Origin of the sequence: Alginatibacterium sediminis, assembly GCF_003610775.1 — a bacterium.
Classification (GTDB): domain Bacteria; phylum Pseudomonadota; class Gammaproteobacteria; order Enterobacterales; family Celerinatantimonadaceae; genus Alginatibacterium; species Alginatibacterium sediminis.
Genome location: NZ_RAQO01000005.1, coordinates 65,492 through 79,739 on the forward strand (window position 1 = coordinate 65,492; position 14,248 = coordinate 79,739).

The following is a 14,248-nucleotide window of genomic DNA, read 5'->3' on the forward strand; positions in this document are numbered from 1 at the left end:
GAAGGAGAACCTTGGAAATCGTAATGGACCCTTAAATCGAGACAAATTTCGCCATTAGAAAGCAATGCTGCGGAAACAGTCGGCGAGATTATGGACTTAGGGTCTTAAAGCCTTAATCAATTGCGCAATACAGTATACTAATTCGATTGACGAAACAATTCTCGAACGAGCGCTTTTGTCCGCGAATAGGCATTGAGCTAGTCATCGGGGTTGGCAATTCATCGTAGGCAAAACTGAATTTTTTTATGCAGAGCATTAATGGTACAAGCGTTAGTTAGCTTGATGTGTTGCTTTAGGCGTAAATATGCTCGTAAATTGTTCAAACAAGAACGATCTCTAAAAAAAGATTTGACTTAATATCGGGCTTGCCGTTTAATAGCCGCCGTTGCCCGGATAGCTCAGTCGGTAGAGCAGAGGATTGAAAATCCTCGTGTCCCTGGTTCGATTCCGGGTCCGGGCACCAAAATTTTAAAACCTCGATAATATATCGAGGTTTTTTTATATCTAATTTTTGTTAACTACTCGCTCAGCTTCAATTCTACCACCTATACTTCCTTATTCCGTTGGCTCATTTTATTGTCTTTTTCGATGGCGTAATAATTCTTACTAGCATTGCTTTTCGCGCTTACGCATACCTACATCAGTAAGAGTTCTATAAATTAGAAAAGAAAGGTCGTTAAAATGCGATTTTATTTCGAATTTTTAGAACTAAAATAAGCATATTGAATTTATGGAGATCAGCATGCGACTTGGAAATAGTGAAAGCCGTTATGGCTTAATTTCGCAACTTTTCCACTGGGTGTTTGCGATTACGATCATTGCTTTGTTTGCTTTGGGCACCTATATGGTTGACCTAACCTACTATGACTCGTGGTATCAATCGGCCCCGTGGTGGCACAAATCGTTTGGCGCCATATTGTTGTTGTTAGTGTTACCGCGTTTTATTTGGAAAGCTTTAAGTGTGCGGGTTAAACCTCTGGCAAGTGATCCACCGCTACAGCAAAAGGCAGCACATGCCGCCCACATGCTGTTGTTACTATTGTTGGTGACGGTATTGATATCTGGTTATTTAATATCGACCGCAGATGGCCGCAGCATAGAAGTGTTTGCTTGGTTTTCACTACCCGCATCTGTAACTGGTTTGCCGGATCAAGCTACGCGTGCTGGTTTGGTTCATGAGTACGCTGCACTGGCGTTAGTGATTCTTGCTGGACTGCATGGATTAGCAGCTTTAAAACATCATTTTATCAATAAAGACAAAACCTTGCTGCGGATGTTACCGGGCAAAGATTAATCTAACCTAAGGAGAGTGTTATGAAAAAACAACTACTAGCATCGAGTTTAGCTTTGGCTCTAGGATTTGCAGCAAGCAACGTACATGCCGCTGACTATGCCATTGATACTGCGCATTCATCTGTTATCTTCAAGATCCAACATCTTGGTTATAGCTGGCTATACGGATCCTTTGACGAGTTTTCTGGCGAATTTAGTTACGACAATGCGGATTCAAGTGCATCTAGTATTATGGTCAACATAAACCCAAACAGTATTAACAGTAACCACGCTGAGCGTGACAAACACCTCAAAAGCGGCGATTTTTTAGACGTTAGCAAATTCAAAGAAGCTAGCTTTAAAAGTACATCGTTTGAACAAAAAGAAGACGGGATGGCTGTTTTAATGGGCGATCTAACGATTCGTGGTATTAGCAAATCAGTCACGATAGATGTCAGCAAAATTGGCGAAGGTAAAGACCCATGGGGTGGCGAGCGTGTTGGTTTTGCTGGAGAAACTAAGTTTAAACTGACGGATTTTGATATTCCAATGAACTTGGGCCCTGCATCTGAAGAAGTCACCATCATTTTGAACGTTGAAGGGGTTAAGAAGTAAAGTTGCCCAATAGTTGCGCAAACAAACGCTTTGGCACTAATTAGCACTTTACCTTTGTATTGGGTTGGGTATACTAGCCGGCGTTCTAGGGGCGTAGTTCCAACGGCAGAACGTCGGATTCCAAATCCGAATGTTGGGGGTTCGAATCCCTCCGCCCCTGCCAAATTTTAAAAAAAGCACCTTCTAGGTGCTTTTTTTATGCCTGCAAATTACCACCGTTACTGTTAGCATCTACACTTTAAGTCAAGTAAGTGACTTAGTTTTATTCATTTTTCGCTCTATCATCTACACATGGACTAAGCATGCAGCGTTCACCACAACTCATAGAACATCTTGGGATTGATCAATGGAAAGCGAAACCCGGTTTTAAATTTAAACTGGCGAAGTCAAACGCGAAGCGTAAAGCGGTGATTGTAAATGCTCCACAGCAGGCTTTAGCTAATAAGCTGTTACTGGATATCTGCCTTTGTCTAGATATTAGCTTTGATGAGTTAGATCATCACCAGAACTTGGCGCAACCGCTGCCGAGTATGGCTTGGATACTTGATTGTGGGCCAACGATCAAAGCACAAGAACAGCCATTGCCAGCAAAGTACCTTCACCTCGACTTTGACCAATTACAGCATACAGACAACGCTCAACAAGCCATTGCCAAGCGGGCGTTGTGGAAGCGAATAGCAAGCGCATTATGAGTAGTGACCTGTCGATTAGCCCTCTACAAGCCTTAGATATTGACGCCATAATGGCGATAGAAGCCAAGGCACATCTAAACCCTTGGTCGCGAAGTTTAATGCGCAGTAATTTTGGCGGCTTATATTGTAACTTTGGACTATTCGATGGTAAGCAGCTTCGCGGGTATTGCATCCTTAGGGTAGTTGCTAGTGAAGCGGAGCTAATTAACATAGCAGTTGATCCTACGTTTCAAGGCCAAGGTTTTGGGCGTCAGTTGATGCAGTATTTGATTGATAATGCGCGGACAAATAATTGGTCGCAAATTGACTTAGAGGTGCGACTTAGTAATAAATCAGCACAGAACTTGTATCAGGGATTTGGGTTTAGTTTGATAGGTAAGCGGGAAAATTACTACCCAGCTGCGCAAGGACGTGAAGACGCACTATTGTATCAGCGTTATTTAGAGGCTTGAGGTAACAGCAAGGTTGCTTTATCAATCGATATTCTCAAGGTTAGTGGACTAAGATGCATGAAATTACCGGTACCAATTTCATCATTGGCGACCCAAATTTGGTCCATAGCCATTAATAAATGGGTGGATACTTTTGCTTCCATTGGGTCTTGTACATAGAGTACTGGTGTTACTCGGCTTGGATAATTTTCACTGAACAAACGGCTAGCTCGATCTTGATCACTATAGACTCTAACTTTTACGTAGCCTTGTAAAAAATCTTTGATCCCATCTTCATTAAGTAGTTCTTTTTCCAAGATTAAACAACGTTGACAGGCTTTACGGCGCACATAAATTAGCATTGGTTTACCGCTAAGCTTTGATTCGCGTAGGGCTTGATAATAGCCGTCAAGGTCGAAAAACCAGCCATCACTGGCTGAGATTTGACGATCCAAACCTCGTTCTAAATAGATGTATCCGGCCGCCGCCGACATCGCAAGCAAGAGCAATAACAAACCAATCCTAGAATAGGCTTTGCTTAAATTACGTCGTCGCATTTGGACTCACTCTTATGCTTACAAAAGTAAAACAGGGCTGGCTCAATGCATTGCTCTCCCAATCCTGAATTTGATTTATTAGTCAGTTATCAACGGCTTTAGTGTAGCGTTGTTCAACAATATTCGCGATTAAGCCGGTCACACTTATTATCGGCGCCCGACCGAAGATCTTGAATTTGGAGACTTTGCTTATAGTTTTTGATAGCGGCGACTGCTGGATCGAACCAAAAGCTGGGTTTGCAGCACATTGTCTTGATGCACCGTCTTAGCATTAAGTATTTTTATCAGAATTTGCATAGCGGTTTCGCCAATCAAAGTCTGAGGTTGCATGATCGTCGTGAGTTGAGGGTCGGTATATTGACTAAAGAGTAGGTCGTCCATACCTACGATGGATAAGTCATCGGGTACTTTTAAGCCCAAAGAAATTGCCGAGCGCATTGCACCCAGCGCCATCATGTCATTAAAACAAAACAGTGCGCTCATTTTATACTGGCGATGAAGGCGCTCAAAAGCGGCATGTCCGGAATGAAAACTAAAATCACCTTCCTCCTTGGCCAATTCATTGATGGAGTACCCAGCTTCTTGCATAGCTTGTCGGTAGCCCGCACTGCGAGCAATACAAATAGGGTTATCCAGAGGGCCGCTAATATAAGCGATTTGCTTGTGTCCCAGCTCTAGAAGATACTTTACCGCTTGATAAGCGGCAGCTTGATTGTCAATGCGCACAGTGGGAATAGGGAAGTCAGGAAAGTACTCACAGGCCATTACCATGGGCATGCTGGTCCCATGTTGGAGTACCTTAGGTAGCTCAGCAGTTAAACTGATAACGCCATCAGCTTGTTTGCTGCGCACTAACTCCAGGTAATCATTCGCTAATGTAGCGTTGTGCACCGTATCACCTAACAAGACCTTGTAACCTTGCTGTTGCGCAATAGTTTGGATACCACGAACAATTTTAGCAAAGAACATATTTTCGATATCGGGAATGATTACCACAATCGTCTTCGACTCACTGGTACGTAGGTTTCTCGCGATAGCATTGGGCGAGTAGCCGACTTCGGCGATCGCCGCTTCAACTTTACGTCTAGTCTTCTCAGCAACTTGCTGAGGGTTCATCATCGCCCGCGAAACCGTAGCAGTAGAGACTCCTGCGAGTAAGGCAACTTCTTTGATGGTAGGCATCTTGCTCCTGGAAAAGACGTTTTGAAAACAATCTAAATGTGTTCCTAGTTGTTCAGCATAGACTACAGTAAATATGCTTGTTGTAAATATTTGTAATCGATTGCAATATTTTCTCATATAAAATCATGCCAATGTGAGAGCAGGCTGTTTTTTGCTCTCAAAAATGAAATCTAGCTCACATTTTCACCGGCATGGTGCAAAAAGGCCTAGATTTAGTCGAAATTAGGGTCTAGTTTAATTACAAAGTGATTACATTTGTTTAAGTGACTTTCAATATTCCCCTATTCTAAGGGAAGGGTTGCAGGTTTGAAGAGTGTTTTTTTTTACACGAAAATGTAATCGATTACATCAAGGCGACAATTTTTAAGCCAGGGAGCAAGCCATGAAGAGTATTAAAGGCCCCGCTATATTTTTAGCGCAATTTGCAGGGGATGAAAGCCCGTTCAATAGCCTAGAAAGCATTGCGCAATGGGCACAAGGATTAGGTTACAAAGGTCTGCAAATTCCAAGTTGGGACGCGCGTTTATTTGATTTGGCTCGAGCCGCAGAAGATCTCGCTTATTGCGCTGAGATTAAAGCGACCTTGGCAAAATTTGACCTAGAAATTACTGAGTTATCAACCCATCTACAAGGGCAACTCGTCGCAGTACACCCGGCTTATGACGAAATGTTTGATGGTTTTGCAGACCCAAGCGTTCGTGGAAACCCCGACGCTCGTCAGAAATGGGCAGTAAATCAGATGTTTTTGGCCGCAAAGGCTTCGAAAAATTTGGGTCTAACTGCGCATGTTACTTTTCCTGGTGCTTTGCTTTGGCCATTTATGTATCCCTGGCCGCAGCGCCCTCAAGGCTTGGTTGAACAAGGCTTTGAAGAGCTTGCGAAACGGTGGCGGCCAATTCTTGATGCATTTGATGCCGCTGGTGTGGACGTGTGTTACGAAATTCACCCCGGAGAAGACTTACATGATGGTGCCACCTTTGAGCGATTTTTAGAGGCTGTAGACAACCACCCGCGCTGTTGCATTTTGTTTGATCCGAGTCATTTTGTACTCCAACACCTTGATTATCTGGATTTTATCGACCGTTACCACGAACGTATCAAAATGTTCCATGTTAAGGATGCAGAACTGAACCCAACCGGACGCGATGGCGTTTATGGAGGTTATCAATCATGGGAGGACCGAGCTGGTCGTTTTCGCTCGCTAGGGGATGGACAAGTCGATTTTCGAAGTATTTTTTCAAAGCTAACCAAGTACAACTTTGACGGTTGGGCAGTACTGGAGTGGGAGTGCTGCATCAAGCATCCCGAAGATGGCGCAGCCGAAGGGGCTCGATTTATTGAAGACCATATTATTCGAGTAACAGAGCGTGCATTTGATGACTTTGCAGGTGGTGACATCGATGCAGCCGCAAATCGCAGAATATTAGGTTTATCTAAGGAGTAGGTCATGATTCGTTTAGGCATGGTAGGCGGCGGGCAGGGCGCCTTTATTGGAGCCGTTCACCGTATTGCAGCGCGTATTGATGGTCGGTTTCAGCTAGTTGCTGGCGCTTTAAGTGCTAATCCAGAGAGGGCCTTAGCGTCTGCAAAGCAATTACACATTTCGCCAGAGCGTAGTTATTCAGACTTTAAACAAATGGCTATCGAAGAAGCCAAGCGTGAAGATGGTATTCAGGCAGTAACTATTGTTACCCCAAATCATATGCACTACCCCGCGGCCAAAGCTTTTTTGGAACAAGGTATTCATGTTATTTGCGATAAGCCTATGACCAGCTCATTAGCCGACGCCTTAGAGCTTGCACAAATCGCCAAACGCAGCGAAGTGATGTTTGTACTCACCCATAACTACAGCGCCTATCCCATGGTACGTCAAGCTAGAGCCATGGTTGAAAACGGTGACTTAGGGAACATTCGCGTTATTCAAGCTGAGTATGCCCAAGACTGGCTCACCGAAGCTAGTGAGCTTGGTGATAATAAACAAGCACAGTGGCGCACCGACCCTAAACGCTCGGGTCCAGCCGGTTGCTTAGGTGATATAGGGACTCACGCTTATCATCTAGCGCGGTTTATCTCAGGACTGAAACTTGAAAAAGTGAGTGCTGACCTAACCAGTTTTGTTGAAGGGCGTCAGCTTGATGACAATGTACATAGCATGTTGCGCTTTGAAAAAGGTGCTAAGGGCATGCTATGGAGCTCTCAAGTTGCTCCAGGCAATGAAAATGGTCTAAAAGTTCGTATTTATGGCGACAAAGGCGGATTGAGTTGGGAGCAAGAAAGTCCAAACCGTTTAGTGTTTGATAAGTTTGGCAGTGCACAGCAAATTCTAACCCGTGGTGGTCACGGTTATACCGGTAGTGAGCACTTAGTTCGTATCCCGGCGGGTCACCCAGAAGGCTATTTGGAAGGCTTTGCCAACTTATACAACGAGATTGCTGATGGGATAGAGGCCTGTGCGACGGGCAAATTGGCCAGTGATGTGCTTAACGACAGCTTGTTGCCAACGGTTAGTGATGGTGTAGATGGCTTGGAGTTTATTCAAGCTATCCTTGATTCATCTGAAGCTGATGGACGCTGGACTAGCCTTGGGGGTGCATGATGAGCAAACCGCAAACTGCGCTACTTGAACTACGCCATATCCACAAATCGTTTGGTGCGGTGCAGGTCTTACATGATATTAACGTTTCGTTAGTTGCCGGAGAGGTGCTTGGCATCCTCGGTGAAAATGGCGCCGGTAAGTCAACATTACTGAAGATTATCAGCGGTATATATCATGCAAGCAGTGGTGAAGTTTGCGTTGATGGCAAAGTCGTCAGCATCAAAGATGCCAGTAGCGCGAAAGCGCTTGGCATCGCGATGATTCCTCAAGAGTTTAACCTCATTCCTAGTCTCAACGTATTTGAAAATATATTTCTGGGTAATGAGCTTAAACGTCATGGATGGCTAGACAAGCGCACTATGCGTGAAAAAACTCAAAGCCTGATGGCGCTGCTTGAAACCCAATTACCTAGTGACGCCATGATCGAAGACTTAAGCGTGGCTCAAAAACAAATGGTCGAGATTGCCAAAGCCTTAGTTAACGATGCTCGTATTCTAATTATGGACGAACCTACAACGGTACTTACCGCGCAAGAGGCCGATGTGCTGTTTGCTTTGGTCGACAAACTAAAAGCCAAGGGCGTTACAGTGTTGTTTATTTCACACAAGCTCAAAGAAGTAAAACGCTTGTGCGACCGCTTGTTAATTATGCGAGACGGCGAAGTTGTAGCATTAGAAAAAGTTAGCGAGCTCGACGAGCATGATATGGCACGGCTAATGGTTGGCCGTGAACTCAGTCAAGTTTTCCCAGCCAAGACAGTGGGTGGTCAAGAGTTAGCTCTAAACGTTAGTGGCTTAACCGTTCCAAATTTATTGAGTGACATTAATTTGCAGGTTCACTGTGGAGAAGTGCTAGGCATTGCTGGTTTGATGGGCAGTGGTAGAACTGAAACCGCCGAAGCAATTATGGGCTTGCGCAAACGTAGTCAGGGTCAAATAGAGGTGTTTGGCGAAGTTGTTAATATTAAGAGTTTGCAAGATGCGGTTGAGCATAAATTGGCCTATTTGTCCGAAGACAGACAAGGCAGTGGCCTGATTATGAACTTTGATCTTAGTGAGAACATTACCCTCATTAGCTTGAATAAGTATAAAAAAGGGCTGATCCAGCACCAAAAAACCCGCGAACGGGCCGAACACTATCGTAAGCTGTTTTCAATCAAGACCGAAACCGTCTCAACACCTTTAGTCAATTTAAGTGGCGGCAATCAACAAAAAGTGTATTTGTCTAAATGGATGGATACCGAACCTAAGATCCTCATTCTAGATGAACCTACCCGCGGTATTGATGTGAATACTAAAAAGGAAATCTATCACTTTATCCGAGAGCTTACCGAGCAAGGCATTGCCGTTATCGTTATTAGCTCCGAGATGGAAGAAGTCATAGGTTTAGCGCATCGGGTTATGGTGATGCGCGAGGGCAAAGTTCAAGGCGAACTTTGTGGTGCGGACATTAATGAACAGCAAATTATGTATCTCGCAGCAGGACTTCGCGAGCAACAAGACTCCAACAATGCACAAGGGAAGCGCGCATGAGCCAAGTCAGTAAATCAACCCAAATTAATAGCAGCTCAGGCTCTAATCAACGCGGTTTTCATCTGCCACAGCTTTCGCTTAGTAAGTATGCGCCGCTAATTGCCCTGATCATACTTATTGTGCTTTCGGCTATGGCCAGCGAGCACTTTTTAATTCCGCGTAATATAACCAATGTTCTGCGCCAAGTTAGCTACACCGGCATTATTGCTTTAGGCATGACCTTTGTGATTATCGCTGGTGGCATAGATCTTAGTGTCGGCTCAATGATTGCCTTAATTGGTGTTCTAGTGGTGATGCTGCTCAACTATCTCGGAGACGGATGGACAGCCGTTACATTGGCAATTGGAGCTTCGGTTGTCCTTGGTGTTATTTTCGGTGCAATTAATGGGCTGATAACGGTAAAAGGACGAGTCGCTGCGTTTATTGCAACGCTTGCCACCATGTCTGTATACCGTTCTCTCACCTTATATATTTCAGACGCCGGAGAAGTGGTATCGCGTAATACGTTTTATCCCGAAGTTGGCGGTGGTTATTGGTTATCGATACCAATTCCAGTGTGGCTATTCTTGGGTTTGGCCATCATTGGGCATTTAATCTTACGCCATAGCGCCTATGGACGACACGTTTGTGCGGTAGGGTCGAATGCTAAAGTTGCTAGTTACTCTGCGATTAATATTAATCGCGTTTATTTTTTAACCTTTGTTATTGCCGGAATTACGGTAGGGATTGCAGCGGTAATGCTGTCCTCTCGATTGAATTCCGTAAGCCCCGGTGATGCTGGACTTTTTTATGAACTTGATGTCATAGCCGCGGTAGTGATCGGTGGAACATCTTTGTCAGGAGGGAAAGGAACCATTTGGGGGACCGTTATTGGTGCCATCATTTTGGGGATTATTAACAACATGTTGAATCTGTTAGGGGTTAGCCCCTACCTACAAGGAACGGTAAAAGGTTTGGTGATTCTGATCGCAGTATTGATGCAGTTTCAAAAAAATAGAACCTAACCGTGAACGTGAAATAAAAGGAGCAATACAATGCAAGTGATTAAAACAATAACAAAATCCTTAGCAATTGCAGGTCTGACCGCGGCTTTTGTCGTCAGTCCTTTAATGGCTGCTGAATACAAAGTAGGGGTATCGGTCCCATCGGCTGACCATGGTTGGACGGCTGGTTTGTTGTGGTGGGCTGAAAAGGCTGTTGCTGATTACAAAGCTAAAGGTGACGAAGTTGAATTTTATGTTGTTGCTGCAAGTTCAGGCTCAAAGCAAGTGGGCGATGTAGAGGACTTAATGATCAAAGGTATAGATGCCTTGGTTATTTTGCCGCATAACCCTGCAACCTTGCAGAAAGTTATTGAAGAAGCCTATGGTGAAGGAATTTACACGGTTGTAGTTGACCGAGAACTTGAAACACCAGCTCAGAACGTATTTATCGCAGGTGATAATGCAGGCCTTGGTCGCGAGAGTGGTGTTTGGATGGCCGAGCAAATGAAAGGCAAAGGTAAAATTGTTGTCCTTGAAGGGATGTCCATTCCAATCAACAAACAGCGTGTAGATGCGTTTAATGAAGTTATTGCTAAATCATCAGGCATAGAAATTCTTGATAGCCAACCTGCAGATTGGTCGACCCAAAAAGCATTGGCAGTGATGGAAAACTTCTTGCAGAAGCATTCCCATATTGATGCGGTTTGGTGTCAAGATGACGATATGTTAAAAGGTGTAATGCAAGCAATTAAAGAATCAGGCCGTACTGAGATTAAAACGGTACTCGGTGGAGCCGGTTCTAAAGACATCATTAAAATGGTGATTGACGGGGACCCGGTTGTTCGTGCCACTGTAACGTATCCACCGAGCATGGTTGCTTCAGGTATTGCTTTAGCCGTTACTGGTATTAAAGGTGAAAACCTAGGTGACATGTACCATACCTCTCCATCGCGCGTAATTTTGGCCGCTGAACTTGTAACTAAAGACAATGCCGAGCATTTCTATGTGCCCGATGCTGCGTTTTAAGCAAGCTTTGTGTAGCCATCTAAGAGTAACCTCCTAGCTAAGACCAACCCAGCGTAAGCTGGGTTTTTTATGTCCGTAATAAAAAAACCAGGTTTCTGGGAACTTATTAGGATTAAGCGAGTCTTATTTATAGTCACTATTTTACTACTATTTTTCTGTTTGTTTGCAAAATGCTGCGTGTCAATGCTTTCTCGCTGCAACTGTGATGCAAGTCGCTATTTAGTCTGCTAAACCCATGCCTTCTTTCTAAAATATTGCTCTAAAACTTCTAAGTAAATCTAAACCAGCTAAAACTTACTAGGTTTAGCTGGTTTTTAGTGCTTTATATTATAAAAAATACGAGTGTTTGAGCTTTCCAATGTTAGCGCTGCTTGTTTATTGAACAGATGCTGTGCTGTGTTTAGTGTTTATGTGAGCTGTTTCACAGCGATTGAGAAACTAGTTTTATAAACAATTTCATAGCTATTAAGTCTCTGATTAGCAATGACATATTCTTATTCGTGAACCGGATGACCTCTATTTCCCCATATCCCAAAGACGATCGTTATCACAAGTTTTAGCTAAATTAGTACTGTTTGATTTCTCATCTTCTAAAAATTTTCCCTAATTTAGGGTTTTTCTTAATTCAGATGCTTTTTGTTGCTCAAATAGCGAGTCCTTAGCATAGTGCTGCCAGCTGAACCACGGATGGAAAAACGACAAGGTGTCGTGGCGATATACCAGTTTCTCGCTCTATATAGAAAGAAACTAACGCTATTCAAATTACAGGTATCAGCATAATGAAAAAACTAAATACTAAAATCGCTGTTGCAGCTCTTGCAGTAGCCACTTCTTTTACCGCGACCGCGGGCATTGCAATCGTAGATAATGAACAAGGCCGTTTCGCCATTGGTGGTGATGTGGAATTTGATTTCGATTATCGTGATAAAAAAGGCAACGACGGACACGATAACGACAACTCTTATGGTCAAGGCGGCCGGGTACTAATCGACTTTGACGGACTTCGCACTTTAGACAACGGTAACTACCTTAATGTAAACGTTGAGCTACTGGCTGAAACTAGCGGTAACGCGGCAATAGATAACGCGTTCTTTGCTTTCGGTAACCAAGACAGCTGGATGGTTAAAGCCGGCCGTTACGAAGCCTTTGATATGTTCCCTAAAGGTATGGACGTATTCTTAGAAACCACGGGTAACACCTCTGACGAGCAATACAACGATGGCGAAGGTTACTTCTATCAAATGAAAGAAGGTCGTGGTCGTGGTGCTGATGCGGGCCAAATCATGTATGGTCATCAGTTAAACAACTTCTACTTTGAAGTTTCAACATTGATTGGCGACCGCTCTAGCTTCTTTGGAACTGGCTCTACACATGTTAGTAACCCCGGTGATACGCGTTATTACCATGGCCAAGAAATATCAGCTGACAAAGACTCGTTCATAGTTCGCCCTGTTGTATCTTACCAAACTGGTGATTTCACTTTATCAGCAGCTATGGAAACTAACTTAGTTAAAGACGCAATTACCACAATTGATGGCGATGCAAGTAAGCGTACTGGCTACGGTTTAACCGCTAACTACAATGCCAACGGTATCGACGCTAACTTAAGTTATGCCTACCTTGATGCGTTAAACGAAAAAGACCAAAGCATCGGTGCTACCGTAACTTGGAACAATTTCGGTCTCGGTTATTTCTGGACTGAAAACAAGATTGAAGAAGGTTCTAGCTTAGCCAATGCTGGTAAAGCAACCGGTCAAATGCTCAATGCAGCTTACGAATTTAAAAACGTAATGGCGGTTGACGACTTCTCAGTATTCTTAGGCGCTTATTACTCTGCTTGGGATGACAAAGACAACGTTCTTATGAACACCTATGAAAAAGATGCGGGTGCTCGTGTACGCTTGAAGTACTTCTTCTAAGCCAACACTATCGTCATACTATAGGCCTGCTTAGCAGGCCTTTTTTTTGATCAAGTTCGCAAATTTAATCAGTGTCAGCGCAATTGCTTGTTGTTTTAGACTCATAAAACTCTAAAAGCCAGTTTTTTGAAAACCAAGGCTGTTTTAGTTGAGCAAGCCACTTTAGATACCTTTAATAGCTAACAGCTGAACCAGGGATGGAAATACGACACGAAGTCGAAGCTTAAGAGTAGCCCAATCCCGGTGCTTACTTAGCTATTTCAAATTACAGGTATCAGCAAAATGAAAACTCTAAATACCAAATTAGCCGCAGCGGCGATTGCTGTAGCAACTTCTTTTACTGCATCAGCAGGTATCGCAATCGTTGACAACGACAGAGGTCGTTTCGCAATTGGCGGCGACGTTGAATTTGATTTTGATTATCGTTCTCAAAAAAATATTGATTTTGAGTCTGGTGTCAAAGAGACAAACTATGGCCAAGGAGGCCGTATTTTGCTTGACTTTGATGGTCTACGGACACTTGATAACGGTACTTTTTTACATATGAATGTCGAGTTATTGGCTGAAACCAACGGCAACGCCGCAATTGATAACGCATTTTTAGCCTTTGGTCAAAATGAGTGGAAAATCCAAGCTGGTCGTTACGAAGCCTATGATATGTTTCCTAAAGGCCAAGACGTTTTCCTTGAGACAACCGGTAATACCTCTGATTCACAGTATGGTGAATATGGCTATTTCTATCAGATGAAAGAAGCTCGCGGTCGTGGTGCGGATGCGGGTCAGTTGATGTATGCCTACCAAGCAGAGGATCTGTATTTTGAGCTTGGTTCGGTGGTTGGTAACCGTGAAGACTTTTTCTCCGAAACAGTTAGAAATATTGCTGAATTTGACGCAAGCAACAAAGATGCATTTTACCTGCGTCCAGTGATTGCTTATCAAGCCGGTGATTTTCGTATCTCAGCTGCAATTGAACATCAATTGATTAGTGATGCTTTCGTAATTGGTGAGAAAGACATCAGTAAGCGGACCGGCTATGGTTTAAGCGGTAATTATGCGGTTGATAGCCTCGAACTTAATGCGAACTTTGCTTACATGGACGCAGTTGATGAGAAAAACCAATCGCTAGGTCTTACTGCGCTATACAATGGCTTCGGTTTAGGCTATTTCTGGGGCGAAACTAAGTTTGACGATAACCATTGGTTGTCAGGATCTGAGGGCAAAACCCAAATCCAGACTGGCTACGTTTCTTATGAAATCGCTGACGTAATGGCAGTTGAAGATTTCTTCGTTTATCTCGGCGCCTATTATTCTCGCTTTGAAGACAAATTTGAAGGAAGTACAGAGCCAAACATCTCGGATGCTGGCGCACGCGTACGTTTGAAGTACTACTTCTAAACAACACTTAATTTACAGGTTTTGGCCTGTAACTAAGCAAAGGCTCGT

General features: G+C 43.7%; 13 protein-coding genes and 2 tRNA genes. 13 read left to right on the plus strand and 2 right to left on the minus strand.

Features of this window, described 5'->3' with window-relative positions; genetic code table 11:
- Nucleotides 1–387: 387 nt before the first annotated feature.
- The 6 genes from DBZ36_RS08680 (at nucleotide 388) to rimI (ending at nucleotide 3,031) form a co-directional block, all read left to right on the plus strand.
- Nucleotides 388–463 (plus strand) — tRNA-Phe (locus tag DBZ36_RS08680).
- A 279-nt stretch (nucleotides 464–742) separates the two neighbouring features.
- On the plus strand, nucleotides 743–1,294 hold the full coding sequence (locus tag DBZ36_RS08685) for a cytochrome b (RefSeq protein WP_120354556.1): 552 nt from the start codon (nucleotides 743–745) through the stop codon (nucleotides 1,292–1,294).
- A gap of 20 nt (nucleotides 1,295–1,314) precedes the next feature.
- Complete coding sequence (locus DBZ36_RS08690) at nucleotides 1,315–1,887, plus strand: YceI family protein (RefSeq protein ID WP_120354557.1); 573 nt, start codon at nucleotides 1,315–1,317, stop codon at nucleotides 1,885–1,887.
- A gap of 87 nt (nucleotides 1,888–1,974) precedes the next feature.
- Nucleotides 1,975–2,050, plus strand: a tRNA-Trp gene (locus tag DBZ36_RS08695).
- Nucleotides 2,051–2,189: 139 nt separating this feature from the next.
- On the plus strand, nucleotides 2,190–2,579 hold the full coding sequence (locus DBZ36_RS08700) for a DNA polymerase III subunit psi (RefSeq protein ID WP_120354558.1): 390 nt from the start codon (nucleotides 2,190–2,192) through the stop codon (nucleotides 2,577–2,579).
- The gene (rimI, locus tag DBZ36_RS08705; RefSeq protein WP_120354559.1) at nucleotides 2,576–3,031 is read left to right on the plus strand and encodes a ribosomal protein S18-alanine N-acetyltransferase; all 456 of its coding nucleotides are present in this window, start codon (nucleotides 2,576–2,578) and stop codon (nucleotides 3,029–3,031) included. The genes DBZ36_RS08700 and rimI overlap by 4 nt, the downstream gene beginning before the upstream one ends.
- On the opposite strand, the gene DBZ36_RS08710 is transcribed toward rimI, so the two are convergent.
- Together DBZ36_RS08710 and DBZ36_RS08715 are read right to left on the minus strand one after the other, a co-directional pair.
- A complete protein-coding gene (locus DBZ36_RS08710; protein WP_120354560.1) occupies nucleotides 3,016–3,567 on the minus strand; it encodes a thioredoxin family protein in 552 nt (183 codons plus the stop codon). The genes rimI and DBZ36_RS08710 overlap by 16 nt on opposite strands.
- A 189-nt stretch (nucleotides 3,568–3,756) precedes the next feature.
- The gene (locus tag DBZ36_RS08715) at nucleotides 3,757–4,749 is read right to left on the minus strand and encodes a LacI family DNA-binding transcriptional regulator (protein ID WP_120354561.1); all 993 of its coding nucleotides are present in this window, start codon (nucleotides 4,747–4,749) and stop codon (nucleotides 3,757–3,759) included.
- Nucleotides 4,750–5,131: 382 nt separating this feature from the next.
- On the opposite strand from DBZ36_RS08715, the gene DBZ36_RS08720 reads away from it, so the two are divergent.
- The 7 genes from DBZ36_RS08720 to DBZ36_RS08750 all read left to right on the plus strand — a co-directional run bounded on the left by DBZ36_RS08720 (nucleotide 5,132) and on the right by DBZ36_RS08750 (nucleotide 14,200).
- The gene (locus tag DBZ36_RS08720) at nucleotides 5,132–6,193 is read left to right on the plus strand and encodes a sugar phosphate isomerase/epimerase family protein (RefSeq protein ID WP_120354562.1); all 1,062 of its coding nucleotides are present in this window, start codon (nucleotides 5,132–5,134) and stop codon (nucleotides 6,191–6,193) included.
- Between the two features lie 3 nt (nucleotides 6,194–6,196).
- The gene (locus DBZ36_RS08725) at nucleotides 6,197–7,345 is read left to right on the plus strand and encodes a Gfo/Idh/MocA family protein (protein ID WP_120354563.1); all 1,149 of its coding nucleotides are present in this window, start codon (nucleotides 6,197–6,199) and stop codon (nucleotides 7,343–7,345) included.
- Nucleotides 7,345–8,877 (plus strand): sugar ABC transporter ATP-binding protein, encoded by a 1,533-nt coding sequence (locus tag DBZ36_RS08730; RefSeq protein WP_120354564.1) that lies wholly within the window; start codon nucleotides 7,345–7,347, stop codon nucleotides 8,875–8,877. The genes DBZ36_RS08725 and DBZ36_RS08730 overlap by 1 nt, the downstream gene beginning before the upstream one ends.
- Entirely contained in the window at nucleotides 8,874–9,881 is a 1,008-nt protein-coding gene (locus DBZ36_RS08735) for an ABC transporter permease (RefSeq protein WP_233558114.1), read from the plus strand. Before DBZ36_RS08730 ends, DBZ36_RS08735 begins: the two co-directional genes overlap by 4 nt.
- Nucleotides 9,882–9,911: 30 nt before the next feature.
- Nucleotides 9,912–10,886: a substrate-binding domain-containing protein gene (locus DBZ36_RS08740; protein WP_120354565.1), complete on the plus strand. Its 975-nt coding sequence runs from the start codon at nucleotides 9,912–9,914 to the stop codon at nucleotides 10,884–10,886.
- 779 nt (nucleotides 10,887–11,665) lie between these two features.
- Entirely contained in the window at nucleotides 11,666–12,805 is a 1,140-nt protein-coding gene (locus DBZ36_RS08745; protein WP_120354566.1) for a carbohydrate porin, read from the plus strand.
- 282 nt (nucleotides 12,806–13,087) lie between these two features.
- Nucleotides 13,088–14,200: a carbohydrate porin gene (locus DBZ36_RS08750; protein WP_120354567.1), complete on the plus strand. Its 1,113-nt coding sequence runs from the start codon at nucleotides 13,088–13,090 to the stop codon at nucleotides 14,198–14,200.
- Nucleotides 14,201–14,248 lie beyond the last annotated feature (48 nt).